A 22,773-nucleotide genomic window follows, 5' to 3' on the forward strand; every position below is an offset into this window, starting at 1 on the left:
CGGCAAATTCATCGAAAACATAAAGCCGGTATGACAAAGCGAAGCACTTGACGAGAAACGCCATTCGATAACGTTTATTGTATTAAAATAATGCGAAAATCTCGAACTCCTGCAACTACAACGACAACAGGCAACAACAAAGTCCGCCGTTGGAGAACATGCCAGCGGCGGACTATTGCAGTATCAAACGTTCAAAGGCCTCAAACGTTCAACAGCGATGAAGGAATCTCCTTACCTGTTATCGACTATGCGAAGTAGCCATCGGCGCCGAGACGTGCATCCGGGTTCAAGAGCATCGCCTTTTCGGCCTCGTGGGAATCGTAGGTCTTCGTGTCTTCGTGGAAGCGACGGTTGTCGATCTCCTCGTAGAGCGGGGCCTCGCCCATCATGCCCATCAGACGGCGGCGTTCGCCGCGGGCCAGACGTTCGTTGGCACGCTTGCGCCATTCGTCGAGCGCATCCTGACCATACTCGTTGGCCACGGCCGCCTCAAAAGCGCCGGGGTGCACGAGGGCGACGAAGCCGGAGACGTGGCCGAAGCCGAGCGAGGTGACCAGGCCGGCCTTGATGGAACCGATGTTAAGCGGCTTGCGCAGCCAGACCATGTGGTCATCCTTGCGCATCTTCGGGTCAACGCAGTCGAGAGCCGCGTTGGCCGGAATGACACCGGACTTGAAGAGCTGTGTCAGCCCATCGATCTGGAAGATCGCGGCACCGCCCATCGCATGACCGGTAAGCGACTTCTGAGAGATGACGAACAGCGGGTTGCCGTCGTTGCGGCCGATGGCGTGCTGGATGGAGTTGTGCAGCTCGGATTCGTTGGAATCGTTGGCGTTGGTGGACGTATCGTGCTTGGATACCACGGCGATGTCGTCGGGGGTGACGCCGAGAGGTGCCAATTGGCGGACCAGCTGGGAGTCCTTGCCACCTTGAGCTGCGGCCAAGGCACCGAGGCCCGGAGCCGGAATCGAGGTGTGCGCGCCGTCGGCGAAGCTGTGGACGTAACCGACCACGGCCGCGACCGGCAGACCCATCTTCAAAGCGATGTCGCCACGGGTGACGAGCATCGTGCCGCCGCCCTCGCTCTCCACGAAGCCGTCACGGCGACGGTCGTTGGAGCGGGAGAAGAAGCGGTCGGAGATGCCCTTGCCGTACATCACGTTGGCGTCGGCGGTGGCACCCATGTTGCCGAAGCCAATCACCGAATCCACACCGATGTCATCGATCGCGCCGGTGACCACGAAGTCAGCCTTCCCGAGGGCGATCTTGTCAACACCCTCCTCCAGCGAGACCGCGGCAGTGGCGCAGGCCGAAACCGGCTGAACCATGTTGCCATAGCCGCCGATATAGGACTGCATGACGTGCGCGGCGACGACGTTCGGCAGGGCTTCCTGCAGGATGTCGGTCGGAATCTCGTGGCCGAGGAACCGGTCGAGATAGAGCTTGCGCATACTGGCCATGCCTCCGAAACCGGTGCCCTGCGTGGAAGCGACCATCGACGGATGAATCGTCTGCAGCACCTCGGCGGGCGTGAAACCGGCAGAGAGGTAAGCGTCGACCGTGGTGACGATGTTCCAGAGCGCGATCTCGTCGACTTCGCCGACCATGGAAGCCGGAATGCCCCACTTGACCGGGTCGAAGCCCTTCGGGAACTGGCCACCGACGGTGCGGGTCATCGCGAAGCGCTTGGGCACGCGAATCATCGAACCGGGCTCGCGGGTGACGCTCCACTCGCCGGATTCCTCATCTTGGGCAATCGAGGTGTGCTCGGCGTCCATGATGACATATTGCTGGGCGATTTCCTCGTTCGGAACGCTGAAGGTGACCTCGTGGTCGAGGTAGATCTCAACCTCGCCGCTGGCGGTGCCTTCCTGATAGTCGCCGCTGCCCATGCCGTTGTCGAAGGGGCGTAGGCCGGAACGTGCCACGACTTCGTCGTGATAGCGCTCGGCGATGTCCGCTTCGGGCACGAGGTTGCCGTCGGTGTCGTACCAGCCGGCGTTCGGACTGTCCTGCCAGGTGACCAGACCCATATTCCAAGCCAACTCAAGCACCGCTCCTGCGGACAGATCGACGCTGCCGTCGGGGTGGATTCCGAGTTCGGCCTCGGCACGGGTGCGGCCGGAACCCCACGGACCCAGCTCGCCGATGGAGACGATGACGATCTGGTCTTCGGGTTTGACGGTGACATTGCGCCAATCGGCGAGGTTGACCTCGGCCTGACGCGGAGAGTTCGGGGTGGGCAGCGCCTTGATGAGCGTCGCCTTCCCGTCCTTGTTCTTGGCGGTGTCGGCTTGCGTATTCTCGTCCGCATTTGCCGCGGCGGAATTGGCCTTGTCAGCCTCGGCTTCGGCGCGCAGGGCGGTGATGTCGATGGGCTCGTTGCCCAAACCGCCGGTCAGATCGGCGCGAAGCGGTGCTTTTTCGGCCTGCTTGCGGGCGTCGGCGTCGGCCAAGTCAAGCAGTTGCTGCGCGATCTCAACGGTCGAATAGGTACGGATGCCATGGCGTTCGACCACATCGACCAGCGGATCGTTGCCGCCCATCAGGCCGGTGCCACGCACCCAACCGATCAGCGGGTGGGCGAAGGTGACCCTGCCGGACCAGTCCTTTTCGGAGCGGGCGCGGTTGACGATGGCATCGAACGAGGCCTTGACCTCGCCGTAGGCGCCGTCGCCGCCGAAGACGCCGCGGTTCGGGGAACCGGGCAGAATGACGTGGAGCTTGTGCTGCACGTCGGTGTCGCCACCGATGGCCGCAAAGCCGGTGATCGCGCGTTCGACGCCCCAGAGCATCAGACGTGCCTGCGACTCGAAAAGCTGACCGGAATCGGCCATCGTGCCGTGCACCGGAGGCGCCGCGAACGGGAAGAAGAGACTCGGCTCGTAGGCCGGCTTCAGGATCGTGGTGGTGGCGCCGGTGGTCTTCTTGCTCACGCCGCCGACCCACTTGACTAGTGCGTCAACATCGCGGTAGCTGGAAAGATTGGCTGGAACCAGCCAGAGCCTGGCATCGCCGACCGCATGCTCGCGGTAGACCTGCTCAGCCCAAGCCTTCACCGACTGCTTGAAGCTATGGGAGGTGGCGATAACCGTCGCGCCGCCAGCCAAAAGCCCTTCGACGACCTGGCCTGCGATGGAGTTCGGAGCCACACCGGTGACCACGGCGACGTCGCCGGCAAAACGGGACGCCTTCGGGTCGGTCTTGGCGTTGCTGCGAGCCTCAACGGCGATGCGGTTGAAGGTGGAAGCCAGAATGCTATCACCATCGGTTGCTGCCTTGGAGGCGAACCAGGTGGCCTGATCGGCGACCTCGTGGCCTGCACCGATGAAGCTCAGCGAAGAAACCTTCTGGTCGTGATTGTAATACAGACGGGCGAGATCCTCACGAGCGGTGGCCCAACGGTCATCGAGCAGGAGGGCCTTGCGCTCGTCGAAGCGCGGGGCGACCTGATCGACCCAGTCGCTGCCAAGTTCGGCTTCGACGGTCTCGACCACGACTGCATCCTCGTCCTCGGCTTCGGCGACGACAGGAGCCTTGATGTCAAGCTCGTCGAGCACGAAACGCGCGGTTTTGGCGAGCACACCGTCGGCACCGGTGACCTTCTCGGCGAAGGCGTCGAGCGCTGCGGAATCGACTACCGAACCGCCGGCACCGCCAGCGCTCGGTAGGGCCACGGTTATGCCATGATCGGCGGCGACCTTCTGCACGGCCGCGTCGATCAGCGCGTTGGCATCGTTGGCGTTGGAGACCTGGGCAGTGTTGAGGCTGGCGAGGTCGTCACCGCGCGAGGACGTGCCTTCGCGGGTTTCAAGCACCAACGTGCCGAGCACATAGTCGGCCCAGCCAAGGCCCAGCTGCCAGGTGTCGGTGACACGCTTGACAATTTGGGGCTGCTTGACGCCGGAAGCGCCGAAGAGACCACGGATACGGTCGCGCACGATGTCGGAAAGCACCGGACCGAACGGCTTGTAGTTCGGGGCCACCTTGTTGACCAGCGCGTAAAGGTCGGTGATCGACGCCTCGGCGGCGCCGTCGACCGATGCCACACCGAGTTCGGAGCTGATGTCCATCAAGAGCTGGTTACGACGTGAAGAGACGCCGTTGGTCAAGGTGTCGGTGGTGTCGCTTTCGCCGATCTGGTCGGGACGCACCTTGGCCGCATAAGCCAGGAGCATCGCGATGCCATCGGAGGCCTTGAACGGCAAGTCCGCAGGACGTTCGCCGGAAGCAGGAGCAGATGCGACAGGAGTCATAATCGCAGAATTTTGAGTGGCTGACGCCGCCGTTTTTTGCTGCTTCGCGCTCGATGAATCGCGCTCAGCGTCGGGGGCGGAAACCCCACCGGGCTTTCCGCTATTCCCCTCCGCGGGCTGAGCCGATGCAGAAACTTCTTCTGCGTCATCGTCCGCTTCGGGGACGAGGCTGTCGGAATCGCTCATATACACGCGCTGCTCGTCGCGGCCGAGGTTGTAGACCGCAACCTCGCTGCCGGAGAAATCAGGCAGACGCAAGGTCTTGGTGGCCAGGTTCGCAAGCGTCGGCTGGTTGCCGAGGCCGACTTCGACGTAGTTCTCCACGCCCAAGCCACCCTGAGCCGGATCACCGAACATGATGGCCTGCGTCTCGATCCAGCGCACCGGGGAGGCGAACTGCCAGGCCAGAAGCTCGGTGAAGAGCAAACGGCCGAGCTTCTGCTCGTCGGCGGCATAGGAATCCCAGACCTCCGGGTTGTCGAGCGCTTCCTGGATGCGGGTGGACGGCACGACGTCGACAATCTTCTGGGCGAATTCCTTCGTCATCTCAAACGGCGTCGCCACGAGGTTCGGAATGTAACGGCCGACCAGACGCTGGTAATCGATATGCGCCGGAAGCAGGGTGTCGAGCTTGTTGCGGAAGTCGGGCACGCCCTTGCGCAGGAGCATGGAGTGGAACGGCACATCGATGCCGGGCACGTACATAAGCGCCGGCTTGCCGCCGTATTCCTTGACGCGGCGGGCGGAATCCTCCTTCAAGGCTTCCAGACCCTTAAGTGTTCCGGCGATGACATACTGCTGGCCGGAGAGGTTGTAGTTGACGATCTGCAGGAATTCGCCACTCGCCTCGCTCACCGACTTGACGTAATCGTCCACACCGTCGTCGCCCACGCCGAACTGATTCGGACGCAAAGCGGCCATGCGGTAGTTGGAACGTCCCTGCTCATCGCGGTCGATCAAGCTGTTCATCGCGGAACCGCGCTGGAAGACCAGCTCAAGCACCGTCTCGAAGGGGATGATGCCGGCGAAGGAGCTCAGCGCATTGTATTCGCCCAGCGAATGGCCGGCGAAGTAGGCGGGCCAGATGTCGCTGCCGGCCTCGCGCAGACGTGAGGTCTGGGCGTAGGCGACGGTGGCGAGCGCCACCTGGGTGAACTGCGTCAGGTTCAGCAGGCCGTCGGGGTGATGATAGGTCACGCCGTTGGCCGTGAGCGTCTTCGGGTTGTCACGCACGATGGCGAGGATCGAGAAGCCGAGCTTTTCGCGGGTGAGTTTGTCGGCCCGCTCCCAGGTCTCGCGAGCGGCGGCCGACTTGGCACGTTCGTCCAAAACCATGCCCTGCTGCTGGATACCCTGGCCAGGATAGACGTAGGCGGAACGCGGGGCGCGGACCGCGGCGGTGCCACGGGAGACGATGTTGCCGTCGATGCGGCAGGTGACCTCGAGGGTCATGCCGCCGTGACGCAGCTTGCCGATGCGCTCGACCGAAATCTCGACCTTGTCGCCCAGCTGCACCATGCCGTACATGTTGTAGGTCCAGCCGACGATCTCGTAGTGGGCGCCCTTGTCGTCGCGCGCCTGTACGACGTGTTGGGCGGCGGCGGAAAGCCACATGCCATGCACCAGCGGGGCCTTGAGGCCGGAGACCGCAGCGCCACGATGCGAGGTGTGGATCGGGTTGAAATCGCCGGAGGTGCGGGCGAACGCGGTCATCTCGCTGGGGGCGGTCAGGGTGACGCGACGGAGCATACGACGCGGGGTGGCCACCACCGGGTCAAGTCCCTTGTCCTCATCCTCTTCGAACGGCGTACCAGCGCCGGTGCGGGCTTCACGATAGGAAAGATAGTCGCCGTAATCGGGCACGTCGGCCGGCAGTTCGTCGGAATAGGAACGGCCGCGCACGGCGAAACGCTCGACCTCGTGGGCCAGAACGGTGCCGTCGATGGCGGTGTGGGTGACATGGATGGTGACGATTCGCCCGGAAGCGGACTCGGCGTAGGCATCGGCCCAGCTGGTCAAGTCGATCTTCTCGCCGGTGTGGGCCAGAAGCTCGTCCTCGGTGACCTCAAGTTCCATCTGATGATCGAGATGCACTGCGTTCAGGAGGCCTTCGATAACGGGATAGCCATGAACGTAAACCGAGCCGAGGGCCGTGTAGATCGCGGGCCAGGCCGGGCCGACCAAGGCGTCGGGAGCGATGCGCGAGGCGTTCAAGGAACCGGGCATATTGCCGGCCGTGGCGGCTTCGTGGTCGTAACCGAGGTTTGCGGAGAGGGTGTAGCTGGTGTGGGCCTGGCCATAGGGGAAGGCCTCTTTGTCGCTCATCTCTTCGATTTGCGGCATGGCGGTCAACTTGTCGCCGGTGATGGCGGTGTTGCCGATGCCGGCGGTGTCAGCGAGCATCGCGTAGACATGCTTCGGGAGGCGCTCGCGGTCGACGACCGGGTAGAGGCCCGATTCGCTAGGCTTGACATTCAACGGGATGACGATGTCGCGCACTGCGTGCTTGGTCAGTCCGCCGTCGGGATCGTTGTCCCAGAAGGTGTCGAGATGGATATCGAGATCGAACATCTGGGTGCCGTCCTCGTCACCCACCTCACGGATTTCGTAATACTTATCGCCATTCGGCGTGCCGAAGGCAGGATTGGCCATGAGGTGGCCGACCCAGGAGATGTTCGGGGATTTGCGGATGAAGTCCTCGGCACTTTGCGCGGCATCGAGCTCGGCGTAAGCCTGCTCCGGCTCGACTCCCCCGTTGATCTCACGGGTGCGGTCAAGCGCGGCGGCCTCGAAGCGACCGAGGATGGAGCCCACCGGCTCATCTACGGTTGTAATACCGGCAACGGAAATCGGGCCGGGGATGGCACGCACGGAATCGGCGGAATAACGCGGATCCTCGGACTGCCAAAGCTGGTCCTGACCCCACCAACGCAGCAGGTCGTTGTCGATCTGCGGCACGAAGGGCATCGGCTTGTGGAATTCATGAACGAGCGTCGGGAACCAGGCCACGTCGGTCGGGCTCACGGTGACTTCGGCGGCACGCGGATAGGCGCGCTGCAACCTGTCGATGGCGCCTTGCGGATCGCTTTCGACGTCCTCGCGCGAATTGAAGAGCGAAGCGAACTCGCCGGATTCCTGATCGCAGACGCGGGCTTCGGCGCGCTGCAGCAAGTGCAGGAAGCGGTCGGCGTAGGTCGGGTCGGCCCAAGGATAGGAGAGTTCGGCGAAACGCTGCGCCCACTGGACGTAGGTCATCTTGTCGAGGTCGCCGAAGTAGGGGCGCGAAGTCTTGGAGAGGGCCTCGATGATTTCGTCACGGCGGCTTTCCAGCTCCTCCGGATGCTTCATGACGCGCACGAGCAGGCGTCCGCAGCGCGCGGAGGCGTTTTCGAGCTCGTAGATATCGGCATGCAGATGGCTCAGACCACTGGCGACGCCGCCCTTGGAGACCACACCGGCGGGAACCCAGTTCTCACCGAGCGGCGCGAACGGGTCGGAATCGTCGGGCTTCGCATCGATGCCCGGAGTCTCGACGAGCCTGCGCTTGACGTCGGGGCTGGTGTGGGCCTCTTTCGCGGTCATCGCGGCGGTGCCGATCAACACGCCGTCGACGGGCATGTCGGGCTTGCCGTAGGCGCGTGACCATTGGCCGGAAATGTAGTCGGCAGCGCGTTCGGGCGTACCGATGCCGCCGCCGGCGACCAAAACAAGGTTGTCGCAGGCGCGCACGTCGGCGTAGGTGTCCATCAGCAGGACATCGAGGGATTCCCAGGAATGGTGGCCGCCGGCCGCTCCGCCTTCGACCTCCATGATGATGGAGACCGGGGCTACGGCCTTGGCGATGCGCACGACCTGACGGATCTGGTCGACGGTGCCGGGCTTGAAGGCGACGTACGGGAAGCCTTCCTCGTTGAGTTGGGCAACGAGTTGCTTGGCTTCGTCAAGTTCGGGAATACCGGCGGAAATAACGACGCCGTCAATCGGGGTGCCGGAGGCGCGCTTCTTGGGAACGATGCCTGCGGGGCCGAACTGCATGTTCCACAGGAACCGGTCCATGAACATGGCGTTGAACTCGATGGTGCGGCCCTCTTCGAGCTGCTTGTTGAGGGAAGCGACATTGCGGTCGAAGACCTCGGAGCTCACCTGTCCGCCACCGGCCATTTCGGTCCAGTAGCCGGCGTTTGCGGCGGCGGAGACGATGTCCGCATTGACGGTGGTCGGGGTCATTCCGGCCAGAAGCACCGGCGGCTTGCCGGTCAGATCGCTGAACTTGGTGCGAATCTTATCGCCCGCGGGGGTGGAGATGACCTTCGGGGCGAACTTGCGCCAGTCCTGTGTGCGGGTCGGATCTTCTTCCATGGTGGAAAGCGCGGCGCGGGCCTCTTCGCTGTCGGCCTCGACCACACCGACGCCGGTGCCCTGCACCAGGGCGCTGACGAGTTTGCCGACGGTGTTGCCCGGGCCCATGTCCACGATCCACAGCTTGGTGGGGTCGTTGCTCTTGAGCAGTTGATCGGTGCGCGAGGCCCAATCGACGTGGTTGACCAGCACCTCGCTGGCCAGCGTGCGGGCGCGTTCGGCGTCCAGACCACAAGCCTGTGCCCACGAGACGGTGGACTCGACGGCTTCGGCCATCAGCGGGGAGTGGAAGGGAACGGTGACCTCGAGATATTCGAGGATGGGATCGAAGACCTCGCCGCCACGAACCTTGTCGGCGCGCAGCTTGGCCTGACGACGGTGCTCCTTGCCGACTTCGACGGCGAAGGCCGCAAGATCCTCGGGATGGCCGGAAAGTACGTAATTGTCGGTGGCGTTGGTCACGGCGAAAGCAATCGGTCCGCGCGGCTTGACGACGCGGTCGACCAAAACCTCGATCTGACGCTTGGTGGCGCCGCGAACGGAAAGCATCGGGGTGGCGTCGCCGAATTTCGTGGAGACCGGAAGCAGACGGGACTGGCGGGTGCCGGCGGCACCGATCAGGCGTGCGATGGCGAGAATCTCGTCGATGGCTTTACTGGCCGCATCGATGGAGCCAGCTGCTTCGATGGCGTCGACCATATGCTCGGCGATGATGCCTTGGGAATGGCCGAGAACGGCGACCGGCTTGGCCTTCGCCACGCTATAGCCAAGGCCTTCGGCGTCGATCAACGCGCCCAACTGGGCCAAGGCGATGCCCGGAACGCTCGCCGCTGCGTCGGCTGCGGGGCCGAGCTTGGCCGGATTGGCCGTGAAACCGAAGAGGTCGACAGTACCACCCATCGTGGCCAGCAGGTCGGGGGTGACCGCCGAAAGCAGACGATCCGAAGCGTCGGCGTGCGCCTTGAGTTTCTCCGCCAGGCTCGGGTCGGTGCATTCGTCGGCCAGGGAGCTGACCCACGGCGTGGATTGACCGCTGAAGATGAGCGCGTGGGGCTCGGTGCTGAGGCGGTTCAAGAAGAAGGTGTTTTCAGTCATTATCTTCCTTATATTTGGTTGAAATTCTCATGGATACGGTTATTACAAAAAATCAAAAGATCAATGTCAAGCGATATTGCGAGACAGCTCCAAAAAACAATCTTACCTGCCTCGCCTTTAATTGCGCTTTGGGGTCAAACGTTACATGGGTTGATTTCCATGGTGTTTGTTGGTACGGCGGACACGTTTCTTGCCACGCAGCAGCCGTAGGGATTCGGCAATGGCCTCGCGCGTCTGCTCGGGGTCGATCATCGCGTCGATCTGGCCGGTTTCCAGCGAAAGGTTCGCGTTGAGGGTCTCGCTTTCGTACTGGTCGATGTACTGCTGACGCAACGCCTCGACGTCCTGGCGGCGTTCCTTGGCCTTGTGCAAGTCCTTGCGGTGGATGATATTGACCGCTCCGGCCGCGCCCAGAACTGCGATCTGGCTGGAAGGCCAGGCGTAGTTGACGTCCGCGCCGATCGCCTTGGAACCCATCACGATGTAGGCGCCGCCGAAGGCCTTACGCAGTACGACCGAGACCATCGGCACCTGCGCGTTGGCGTAGGCATAGATGACCTTGGCACCGCGGCGGATGATGCCCGCATGCTCCTGGTCGCTGCCGGGCTTGTAACCGGGGGTGTCAACCAAGGTGACCACCGGAAGGTTGAACGCGTCGCAAAGGCGGACGAACCGGGCGATTTTCTCGCTGGAATCGACGTCCAAAATGCCGGCCTGCTCGTTGGGCTGGTTCGCGACGACACCGACCGGATGGCCCTCGATGCAAGCGAAGCCGACCACCGCACACTTGGCGTAAAGTTCCTGCACCTGCACGAATTCGCCGTAATCGACGATGCAGCGGATGACCTCATTGATGTCGTAAGGCTGACGGTCATTGTCCGGAACGATGGTGGCCAGACGTTCGGCCGTGGAACGGTCGGCGCGGGTGGCCGCGTAGGCGTAGACCGGCGGCTTATCGTCCGAGCTGGAAGGCAGGTAGGCAAGTACGGTACGCGCGTAATCGATGGCGTCCGCCTCGTCTTCGCCCAGATAATGAGCCACGCCGGAGACGGTGTTATGCACTTTGCCGCCACCCAGATCCTCCATGGAGATGGTCTCGCCGGTTACGGATTTGACCACATCGGGGCCTGTGACGAACATGTTGGAGTTCTGACGGGTCATGATGATGAGATCGGTGAGCGCTGGGCAATAGACCGCGCCGCCCGCGCAGGGACCGAGAATCAGCGAGAGCTGCGGAATGAAGCCGCTGGCCTCGCAGGTCTTGCGGAAGATGTGGCCGTACTGGGTCAAAGCTTCTACGCCCTCTTGGATACGTGCGCCGCCGGAATCGATAAGAGCCACGACCGGAATTTTCAGGTCGAGCGCCATATCCATCAGGTGGCAGATCTTCTCGCCTTCGGCGTGACCGAGCGTGCCGCCGCGCACGGAGAAGTCCTGCGCATAGACGGCGACCTTGCGGCCGTAAACGTCGCCGAAGCCGGTGATGACAGCCGAGCCGGCGATGCCTTCGTTGATGTTGCCGCCGGAAAAGCGGCCGATCTCCTGGAAGGTGCCGGTGTCGAAGAGCAGGTCGAGGCGCTCGCGGGCCGTGAACTTGCCTTTGGCGCTCTGCCGGTCGTGGGCGTGGTTTTCGGCGTCACGCGCGAGTTCGGCGGCACGGGCTACGGAGGCACGGATGGGCTGCTGATCAAGAGGCTGGCTGCTGGCCATGGCCTTTTCGACGGCCGTGGTGGTCATGATGTCGGTCATCTGCGCTCCCCTTCCTTCGTGTCGTCGTCAGGTGAGGCTGGCGTTGCGGTTGGGGCGGAATCCGTATCGGTACCGGTCGCTGCGGAATCCGTGACAGTGGCGGGATCCGCAGGAGTATCGACACCACTATCGGCCGTGGGTTTATCCGCGGACTTGCCGTCGTTGGTATCGTTATTATCCGAATCGCTGCCATTGCTATCCGCAGCTGCGTCGTTCGCACCGGACTTCTCGCGGTTGGCTGCGCCATCCACATCGATTTTCATCAATGTGGTGCCGGCGTCCACGGAATCGGACGGGCCGACGAAAATCTTCTGCACGGTGCCGTTGACAGGCGCGTAGACGTAGTTCTCCATCTTCATGCTTTCGAGCACGGCCAGCAGGTCGCCCTTGTTGACCGCCTGGCCTTCGGCGACGTTGACACGGGTGACGATGGCCTGCATCGGTGAATCGATGACGCCGGATTTGCCGTCGTTGACCTTCGCGCGTTCCTCGACGGCACCAGAAGAAGAACCGCGCAACGGCTGGGTCGGGCGCCGGGTTCCGCGGGCGCGGGCCGAACCGGTAAGATTATCGACGATATCGCGCGGAACGGTGAGCTTGACGCGCTTGTTGTCGACCTCGATAACGAAGGAATCGGTCTCCTGCTTCTTGGGCTTCTCTTCGCTTCCCGAAAGCGAGGCGGGCTGGCCACTGCCGGCGGTGTTGGGCTTGCGGTTCAGGTACTTGCGCTCAAGCCACTTGGTATAGACGGAGAAAGGATGATCTTCGGCGGTGAATTCCGGATCGTTGAAAATCGTCTCGAAAAGCGTTTTCGGTGTAGGCACACCTTCCAGACGGAATTCCTTGAGCGCGCGACGCACACGGGCGACAGCGGTGGGCCGGTCCTGAGCGGTGACGACGAGCTTGCCCATCATCGAATCGAACTTCGGGGAGACCACATCGCCGACCTTCACGCCGGAATCGATGCGGATACCGGGGCCGCTGGGCCAGTCGAGGCGGGTCAGCGTGCCGCCGGAAGGGGTGAGGTTCTTGTCCGGATCCTCGCTGGTGATACGAAGTTCGAAGGCATGGCCGTGGCTTTCGGGGGCTTGGGTGAGTTCCTCGCCGTTGGCGATGTTGATCTGCTCACGCACCAAATCCAGGCCGGAGACCTGCTCGGAAACCGTGTGCTCCACCTGGAGCCTCGGGTTGACTTCGAGGAAGTAGACCTTGTGCTGCTGGGTGACCATGAACTCGCAAGTTCCGAGGCCGACGTAATCGACGGCACTGAAAAGACTTCGGGAGTATCGTTCGAGCTGTTCCTGCTCGTCATCAGTGAGGAACGGAGCTGGAGCCTCCTCGATGAGCTTCTGGTTGCGGCGCTGCACGGTGCAGTCACGCGTCGAGTAGACGGTGAAGTTGCCGTGCGAATCACGGCCGGACTGCGTTTCGACGTGACGCGCCTTGTCGATGAACAGCTCGACGAAGTACTCGTTCAAGTCGCCGCCTTCGAGCGCGTCATGGTTCATATAGAAGCTGCGCAACTCGTCATCGTTGTGTACGAGCGTAATACCTTTGCCGCCGCCGCCATCGGTGCGCTTCATCATCACCGGATAACCGTTGATCTGAGCGAAAGTAAGGAGCTCACGCATGTTGCTGACCGGCTCGGAAAGTCCCGGCACCGGTGGCACGTGCGCATGCTTGGCCACGCGTCGGGCGGTGATCTTGTCGCCGAGGTCGGTCAGGGCCGTCGGGCTCGGGCCAATCCAAGTGGCGCCCGCCTTGATGACCTTGTCGGCGAACGATGCGATTTCGGAAAGATAGCCATACCCCGGGTGAACCGCGTCGGCACCGCTGCGGCGCAGCACGTCGATAATCAGATCCTCGTCCATGTAGGAACGGTAGGAATCACCATGCAGCAGATAGGCTTCGTCGGCCATCTCTACATACTGTGCATCTCTGTCCTGCTCGGCGTAGATCGCTACGGTCGGTATCCCCATTTCGTGGGCCGTGCGGATTACTCGCAACGCGATTTCGCCGCGGTTCGCCACCAGCAGTTTATTGACATTTTTGACCATGTTATCCAACCTATCGCCTATCCCCTACCGATGAAATCGCCTAAATCGACAAAATCGCCCGAACGCTTTTGTATGTTTGCACAAATCGCATCATTAAAATACATATCTCGATAATCTGTGAGCCGATTGTCGAAATATCGCCATTCCATGGGCGAAAATCCTGAACCCATCCACAAAAAATATTTAGCAGCAATCAACAGACCAAGCATCCATGAAGGATCAAGAAAAAACATATAAAAATCGGCCGGCGGGACCGAATGGTGGTGATAAAGAATCATCATCCAAACGGTTTTGCCAGTCGATTTTTTAAGAGGCTAACTCTTGAATCCACTTACTGATTGGTGAAATCAGTCTGCAGAATTCTGCTTCCCCCTTACAACCACCGTCACAGCAATGCCAGCTACAAGTAGCATGACAACGACGATACCGACGCCGAGCACTGCGCTACCGGTAGCAGTCAGCTGGCCGCCTTTGCGACTCTTCTGATTGCCGGAGGCGTTGGGAGCGGAAGTCCGATTGCCCGAAGTGACTGGAGCGCCCGGAGCACCAGGGGCGCCCGGAGCCGGATTACCATTATTCGGGGCACCCGGATTACCTGGAGTATCAGAGCCAGCATTCTCAGTCAGCGACTGCTCGGCGATCATGATGCCTGTTCGGTCAGTACGCATATTGGCGGAACCGGAGGTCATATCAACTGCACCTTCAAGTTGGGTCAACATACCGTCGACAAAGCGATAGACCGCCGTATCCGGACCGGTCTCACCCGCGTCGCGCGGAGAGAGGAAGTCCAAGGAGACGGAAATCATGCCCGGCAAATTGGACACCGAAGTGGTCTTACCTTGGGAATCGACGGTTTCGATGATCAGGTTGCGATCAGCCAAAACCTTCGCATCCTTGCCGAGCGCCTTATCAACGGCTTTCTGGTCAGCGTCGGAGACCGAAAGCGCAGAGACCTTGAGTCCGTTGCCGTAACCGGCAAGCATACGGGCGAACTCGAACGGAATCTTGACCTGCGTATTGCCCAGATCAAAGAGGATGTTGCCGGCGCTATCGCTAATGCCGGAAAAATCGCTCTGCGTCAGTGTGGCGGAGACGCCATCGCCTTGTTCGGTTCCCTTGATGGTCTTCACCGGGGCTGCATTCAGATCGGCCGTAACCGAGCGAACGTTGATGGAAACCTTGGCCTCGTTGGAAACGGCAGACCCATTAATGGCCTTGAAGGTGAACGTATCGGCACCGGCGAAACTCGGATCCGGCAGATAGCTGTATGCACCATTCTCCTGCAAGGTGAGCACACCGTGCGCCGGCCTGTTCACAACCTCGAACTTCAAGGAATCGACTCCATCAGCTTGCGCATACGCGGAGAGATCTCCGGTATAGGCGATACCCTGCATCGTTTCAGCAGTGGCATCCACAGCCTCAGGGACGGCATCGGCGGCAGGCGGATTGACCAGTTGGGTCGGGTCCCAGTCGTCAGCGGCGTTGATGCCACTGGTCTTGGCAAAGACCTTGTCCACCGTGAAATCGCTTGCGTTACAGGTCTTCACCCACGTGGCACGTCCGGCGGCATTGTATCCGTCACCGGAGCTGTTGCACTCATAGTAACGTGCCGTGGACTGGTTGGCGGGCTTGCCCCAATCGTGCCAGCCGATGGCCGGAACGTTCCTGTCCATCTTGGTGTTGACATACGCCACAGCGGCATACGGACGCCAAGGACGGCCGAGGTAGGTCTGCAAAGCACCACTGTACGGGTTTTCACCGGTGACCACGCTATCCCTGAAGACGAAGCCGTACTTCTGAGCCTGTGGAGTGCTGGCAGCAGTTGCATAGCCGTTGAGCATGGCATGCATCGTGCACTTGTCGAACACCGCTTCGGCGGCTCCGAACACCCAATCCACGGAACCGGAGATGTAACAGTTCTTGAAGTAGGAACGATAGGTCTGCACTGTGGGCTGATCCGGCACGTTGTCGGTCACGCTGGCATCGGTCTTGTTGCGCAGAAGCAACGTATCCTGATATCCAAGGATATGGCAGTTGTCGAAGGAGGCGTGATCGGCGCGCACATCAAGCGCCACGGCCTGGCCGACGGTCGAGCCTGCCGTCGTCTCGAAGGTGATGTCCTTGGCCGAGAAATCGTTGCCCGTGATCTTGACCGAATAGTCGTGATAGGTACCGAGCGGGTTGCCGTCCTTACCAATGTCACTGGGCTTGGCATCGTAGGTCAGGCGCGTACTGTCAGGGCTTTCACCCACGACCGTCAGATACGGACGGTCAATCGACAGCTTTTCCTTGTAGGTGCCACGCTTGACGAAAATCACACGACGTTGCTTGTTGTTCTGCGGAATGGAGGCAATAGCCTCACCCATGGTGCGGAAATCGCCGTTGCCGTCCGCGGAGACGACGATAGGGGTCACTCCGGCGACGACTTCAGGCAATACCATGACCACGGCCTTGGCCTTCTGGGAGACACCAGCAACAGTACCGGAAACGGTGAATCCATCGAGATTCTTATTGGCGTACTGCGCAGCGTCGACCTTGTCCCATTTAACGCTCACGCGCTGGCTTGAGCCATCGTTGAACTGAGCCACGACGGTCAACGGCATCTTCAGCTTGCCCGGAGTGGTTTTGACAATCGCCGTGTCGAGGGACTTGACCCCGACTTCGGTGACGGTCACGGTCGCGTCCACGGAGCCGACATCCTTGACGGTGCCCTTGACCGTGAACTGTCCGGCCTTGGCATAATCGGACTGCTTGACGCTGCCCCAGGAAACGGCCACTGGCATGACGGTGCCATCACTGTTGCGCTCATAGACGTAATTAGGCAGCACAGGAGCGACACCAACTGTCGTGGTGACGCTGACCGGCACCAAACCGGAAACGCTCTGCTGACCGGTGATGACCACAGGGAACACGCCGAGCGTGCCGGAACCGTCCTTCGCCGTAGCGACGGCGAGAACCGTGCCATTGGCCTTGGCTGTCAGCAAACCGTTCTGATCGATGGTCGCTATGTCAGTAGAAGCCATATCGGGGCGGGTCACCGTCCATTCAATGGACTTGTCAACCGAAGCATCGTTGGCTTCCACGGCGGCGCTCAGTTGCAATGTGCCGTCCTTGGTGGTGATGGAATTAGCGGGCGCACTAGGAACTATGGAGGTAATCTGTTTCTTGGCGGAAACCAACTGTGCAGTTACCTTCACATTGTCAACGTCCATCGCAACCGGAGCCGTATTGTTGTTGGCCATATGAGCTTCGAACATTCCGATACCAGCGGCCTTGGATTCACTGAATGCATGATCCGTAAGCACAGGGTTGCCATCCACCGACACCGTCATCTTCTTTTCAGGGATGTTGGCATCAACCGCGACTGTATACCACTGATTGGCCTGAATACCGGAAAGTATGGTCTCCTCGCCACTTGTAGTGCCCATATGCAGCTCGTCGCCGTTACCCTTAATCTTGAAATCGGCGAGGTTCTTGGCTGCACTAACATCCTGCCAATCAATGACGGCATTGTTGTTCATGGCACTGATTTCCGGAAGTCTGAAGGCGAACTCGGCGTGCACCTTCTCCTTCTGTGTAGTGAATGTGCGGTCCAAGGTCTCATAGCCCGGACCGTTATCCTTCAGCTGAACGTACTTATTACCGGGTTCTTCTTTGATAGTCGCACCCGCACCGGTGTCGGATTTCTGCATCTTCCAATACTGCGGCAGTTTTCCGTCCGTGACGTTCTCGAAATCGTCGTTGACAGGGAAGGAATGGTCCCTGTCGACCACACCGTCCTGAGTGACGTTGATCGAACGGGTGGAGGAAAGACCATCGGTCAACTTCGTGTTGCGGAAGGCGATGTTCTGCGTGGTGTCGAGCAAGGCTGCATGAAACTTGCAGTTGTCAAACTGGAAGTTCTTCAAATACTTCACTAGCCCGCTGCCGAAGTTCGAACCGCTGATATCGATCGTGTTGCCCTTGCCGTTGTTGTTGTCCCAGTTGGGAGCGGTGAGGTTGGAGAACCTGAAGTTCTCGATGTCGGGAAGTGTCAATCCAGGTGTCAGCTCACTGGCATTGGTCCTGTCGTAATTGGTGATCACGCTGATCTTGTTGACCACCGAGTCACGAACCTGGATGTTGCGGATGTAAGCCCCACGCTTGGGGCTGACCTTCACGCGGATGCCGGGGTTCACCGCCCCACTGGTCAAATCGACCGGGACCAATGTGGAATCCTCGACAAACACGTCGCTGATGCCGCCGGACATCTCGCTGCCCAGCGTCACCCCGCCGTGGCCGGAGTTGAACACATCGCCACGGTAATAGAGGTGGTCGGAAGGACGACCGATAGCGATACCCTCGGCGTCCTTGCCGGACTTGATGGCGCTGTTGTCATCACCAGTGGAGAACTGAGTGGCCAGGGTCCATACATTCGATGTGGAATTCGGGTCGAAACCGTCGCCGTTGTGTACCGAGGTGACGATATCAAGCCCGTAAACCGTGATGTCCTTGCTATAGACAGGGACGATGGTCCACATCATGCCGTTGCGTATATGCGACGAATCCATATACACGCTGCCGCAATTCTTCAGGCTGATCAGGCTGCCTCCGCCGACATGCTCGTTGGGCTGGTAGATATTGCCGGGAATATCGAGATTCCCACCATTGCCATTGTTGGTGAAATCATCGTATGCTTTGCGCAGCAACAATCCGTTGTCGCTGTCACCGATGGTGCCAGGACCCATGATCTTGATGTTCTTGGTGGTCACATCTTTTGTCTTGTCCATGGTGCCGGCGTTGAGCAAGCTCGAATACGCCGGGTTCTTGCCATAGATGTCTTCGATATCGTGTCGGGCACTGGTGAACGGATAGTCCTTGAGCTCGGCGCTCGGCTTCAGCTGTGCGTTCGCATCGACATAGAACGTCATATCGCTATGCAGATTGAGCGCACCACTGAGATAGACACCCGCAGGCAAGTATACTTCGCAGTTCTTTTCCTTGCAGGCGTCGATGGTCTTCTGCAACGCGACGGTATCCTTCGTCGTGCCGTCGCCCGTAGCGCCATAATCCTTGACGTTATAGCGCTTGGGCGTAGCCGTCGTCGTCACTTCGAGCTGGTTGCTCGGTGAGGAGAGAACCGCTCCGTCGCTACCTACCGCCTTTACCGTAAAATCGTACGTCGCGGAAGGGCTAAGCCCCGTAATCTTGTAATAGGTCATATTCGTCGTTGCCACCAAGACACCGCCGAGATAGATGTTGTAACCGGAGATATTCGAATAATGCTCCGGTTTTTCCCACGTAAGCACGACGGAGGTGTCGGTATTGGATGCCGGTGCCATCGCCAGACCCGAGGGTGCAGAGATGTTGAAATCAGATGCCTGTGCAGAGGAAGGAACGGTAAGCGCCATCGCCAATACCGTTGCCGCTGAAGCACAGACAGCCAAAACAGAAGATACTCTAGAATTCAATTTCCATATACTTTCTCTTTGTAACTGTCTACAGCCATATCGGTCAACACCCACAGCGGTATCAGCCGATTGCCGCATATCAAGATTTAATGGAGGCGCCGAAACGCCGAGCATACTCCTTTCCGGTTAATGTCAATATCCATATTCGTCAATTGCATTACCGTAATAGTGAATAGTGGAAACTACACCGCCAGGTGATGTCCGGAGAGTCCGTCTTCGACACCACCTCGCGGTGCAGCGTATTTGTCATTGCTTGACAGAACCGGCGGTGAGGCCAGACTGCCAATACCTTTGTAGGAAGAGGAACGCGATAATCAACGGAATGATGGCTATGAACGACCCGGTAAGAATCAGGTTGTTAGGCACCGAATGCAATGTCGCATCGCCTCCCATCTTCATCCACACATTGAGGCCGACCGTCAACGGGTAATCCCTAGTGTCCTGCAACATAATCAGCGGCAGGAAGTAGTTGTTCCAAACGCCGACGAGCGCGAAGAGCAGCACGGTGACGAACCCGGGAGAGACCAGCGGGAAGGCGATTTTCCAGAAAATCGTCCAGCTGTTCGCTCCATCGAGCTTTGCTGCCTCGACCAACGATATCGGTATGGATGTCTGACAGTAGATGATCATGAGGTAGAGGCCGAACGGGCTGGAAAGCTGCGGGACAATCACCGCCCAAGGATTGTTGATAAACCCTATCTTCGAATACATCAGGAAGAGCGGCACGGTGATGACGGTGGTCGGAATCGACATGAAAATCAACGTGATCCAGAGCAGTGCCCCACGACCCGGGAACTTCATCGTTGCAATCGCGTATCCTGCGAATGTAGCGAAAATGGAGGAACCCAGACCGGCGACAATCGCATAGAACAAGGTATTGAAGAGCCAACGCGGGAAAATCCCCTTCTGGAACTGGAAGGTGTCCTTGATGTTCTGGAAGAACACGTTGTCCTTGGCAAACCAAAGACCAGGAGAACTGTAAAGCCCTTCATTGGTCTTGGTCGAGGAAAACACTAGCCAAATCAAGGGAATGACGCAGTAAAGCACCATAAGCAACATGAACAGGTGAAGCAGGACGTTCAGGACCTTCTGCTTGCCCGTCAACGCGACCTTAACGCCTTTATTCTTGTTCTGCTTGCTCTGACGGACTTTCCAATCCTTCTTCGCAAGCGCTTCCTTTCTTTTCTCCTTACGAACAGCAACGCTGCCGGAAGCTTGTGCCATACTCATCTTTACTTATCCTCCCAGCGATTGCCGATTAGTTTCACAACCGTCACGATAATCATGGTGAACAGGCCCACCACCAACGACACCGCAGCGGCGTAATTAACGTCTTGCCCGTTAAACGCCAAGCTGTAGGTATAGAGGTTGGGGGTGTAGTAGCTGGTGACGGTCTGCGGTGCAAGCACCTGCAACATGCTCGGCTCATTGAAGAGCTGATAGGAACCGATGACGGAGAACAGCAGCGTCATGATGACCGAACCCTTGATCTGCGGAATCTTGATGGACCAAGCAATCCTGAATTCCGAAGCCCCGTCGACCCTGCCGGATTCATACAACTCCTCAGGCAGCGCACGAAGTGCAGAATAGAAAATCAGCATGTTGTAACCCATGTAGATCCATGTGCCAATGTTCATCATCGCGACCAGCATCAGCTTCTGCGAGAACATATCCGGAGGTGTCGCTCCAAATGCCTTGAAAACTTGGCCGAACAGGCCATAATCGCCGCCATAGATATAGCCCCACATCAAAGAGGCGATGACGCCGGGGACCGCATACGGCAGGAACAGCAAAATACGAGGCACCGCGACATGCGTAATGCGCTGCGAATCCAGCATCAGCGCCTCCATCAACGACAGAAGCAACATGATGGGAACCTGAATGACCGCGTAAAGCGAGACTCGTCCAAAGCCGTTCCACAACAGAGGGTCCTTGAACGCCTTGATGTATTGGGAGAAACCTGCGAATGTTTCACCCCCGATAAGTTGCGTCTTGAAAAAGCCGAGATAGAGGGCATAAAACATCGGCAGAATGGTGCCTGCCAGGAATACCACGACATATGGCAAGCAATACAGTATGCCGATATAATGCCGTTTCTCCTTTCTAAAGCCTTGTTCCGCTTTCCCGGGTTTGACCTTGTCCCCCGGTACTGATGCGGACACTGCAGCAGCGCTCATAATTGGACTCTCCTTTATTTCACATCAACAAATTTGCAACGAGTGTGCCGAATTGAACATCCGGCACACTCGATATATCCGGTTCGATTACTTGGATTCCGTAATCTTGAAGCCCTGATCCTCGGCATACTGCTTGAGGTTTGCCTGCCAAGGAGCGAACTTGCCGAAGAGGTTGCCGTTCTTCTTCAGAGCGGGAACGACAATGTCCTTGAAGCTCGTGGCATACTGCGAATTGAATGGCAGTACCGTCCAGCCGGTGCTCAGCTTCTTCGCGGACTCAAAGTAGACCTTGTTGACCGCCTGACCACCGAAGTAGTCATTCTTGACCGAAGCCTGCTTCGGATCTTCCTGGAAGGACTTGGCTGCGTTGAAGAAGCTTCCGGTCTTCTGGAAGAGATCGATGGATTCCTTGCTGGAGCTCATCCAGTTGCAGAAGGCGATTGCGGCCGCGCGCTTCTCCTTGGCTGTGGCAGAGGTGACGGAAATCAGCGAACCGCCGACTTCACCGGTCTTCAGGTTGCTGGCGTCATCGCCCCAGGCCGGAGGAAGCGCGACTTCCATCTTGCCCTTGAGTGAAGGCTGCTGCTGGGTGAACGAAGTGCCCTTCCAGCATCCATCGAACTGCACGGCCCAACGGCCTTGCGCGAAACCACGATTGTATTCATCACTCTTGTTGGCCACGGGCTCGAGAACATCCTCGTCAATAAGCTTCTGAATGAAATCGACGGCTTCCTTCACCTTGGCGTCGGTCATGCTGAGCTTGACGTTCTGCACACCATCGACCTTCCACGGAATGGCGCCGGACTGGCGGATGATGGAGGCCATGTAGCGCACGTCAGTAGTGTCGATGAAGCCCATGTACTTATCGGGGTTCGCCTTGTGCAGCTTGATGCCGGACTCCTCGAATTCCTTCCAGGTCTTGGGAATCTGGATGCCATACTGGTCGAGTACATCGTGACGCCAGAAGAACGCCTCCGGGCCCTGATCGAGCGGGACGCCGTAAAGACCATTGGCTACATGGACGTTACGCCAGGCAGCGTTGTTGTAAAGCTTGCCCATGGAGGACTCGATGCTGCTCGACGAGAAGTTAAGCAAGGAGCCGCTGACGGCGTACTGCGGCAGATAGTCATACTCAAGCTGGACGACGTCCGGGATGTCCTTCTTGGACTTCAACACGTTCTGGAACTTCGTGTAGTGGTCGGCTGCGGCGCCGGTCTTGACTACATTAATCTTGATGTGCGGGTACTTGGCTTCAAACGCCTGAATACTCGGACCTTCGATATCGTCACGCCACGTCCAGAAATTGAGTGTTACATCCTTGTCGCTCTTCAGGGCGGCATTGACATCATCCATCGAGATACTCGCACCATCTTTCTTGGGCGAAGAGGATGAAGATTGGGAGCCAGAACCGCAGGCACCCAGAGAAGCCAGCATGGCGACTGACGCCACCGCTGCGATAATCGATTTAGAGAACTTCATGATGAGTTGCACCTTTCTTCTGAAAATGAAATTCGCCCTATCACTGCATAACGTCAGCAACGACGTTCGGCAATGCCAGCTTCTGGAAAACAAACGCACAGACACACAACGTTGACCGGGTCCACACCTTTGAATTCTCAGAGACCATATG

At 59.2% G+C, this 22,773-nt stretch carries 6 protein-coding genes and 1 pseudogene; all 7 read right to left on the minus strand.

Annotated features, from left to right (window positions below; genetic code table 11):
* Positions 1-245 precede the first annotated feature (245 nt).
* The gene (locus OZX67_RS07900) at positions 246-9,710 is read right to left on the minus strand and encodes a type I polyketide synthase (RefSeq protein WP_277142346.1); all 9,465 of its coding nucleotides are present in this window, start codon (positions 9,708-9,710) and stop codon (positions 246-248) included.
* A gap of 141 nt (positions 9,711-9,851) precedes the next feature.
* On the minus strand, positions 9,852-11,459 hold the full coding sequence (locus OZX67_RS07905) for an acyl-CoA carboxylase subunit beta (RefSeq protein ID WP_277142348.1): 1,608 nt from the start codon (positions 11,457-11,459) through the stop codon (positions 9,852-9,854).
* A gap of 248 nt (positions 11,460-11,707) precedes the next feature.
* Positions 11,708-13,516, minus strand: a pseudogene (locus OZX67_RS07910) (biotin carboxylase N-terminal domain-containing protein); the annotation flags it as partial.
* A gap of 347 nt (positions 13,517-13,863) precedes the next feature.
* Entirely contained in the window at positions 13,864-18,906 is a 5,043-nt protein-coding gene (locus OZX67_RS07915) for a pectinesterase family protein (protein ID WP_277142350.1), read from the minus strand.
* A gap of 306 nt (positions 18,907-19,212) precedes the next feature.
* Complete coding sequence (locus OZX67_RS07920; RefSeq protein ID WP_348519626.1) at positions 19,213-20,190, minus strand: carbohydrate ABC transporter permease; 978 nt, start codon at positions 20,188-20,190, stop codon at positions 19,213-19,215.
* An 8-nt stretch (positions 20,191-20,198) separates the two neighbouring features.
* Complete coding sequence (locus tag OZX67_RS07925) at positions 20,199-21,143, minus strand: sugar ABC transporter permease (RefSeq protein ID WP_277142354.1); 945 nt, start codon at positions 21,141-21,143, stop codon at positions 20,199-20,201.
* 87 nt (positions 21,144-21,230) lie between these two features.
* Entirely contained in the window at positions 21,231-22,622 is a 1,392-nt protein-coding gene (locus tag OZX67_RS07930; protein ID WP_277142356.1) for an extracellular solute-binding protein, read from the minus strand.
* Positions 22,623-22,773: the final 151 nt, after the last annotated feature.

Origin of the sequence: Bifidobacterium sp. ESL0728 (assembly GCF_029392015.1) — a bacterium.
In the GTDB taxonomy this organism is placed as follows: Bacteria; Actinomycetota; Actinomycetes; order Actinomycetales; family Bifidobacteriaceae; genus Bifidobacterium.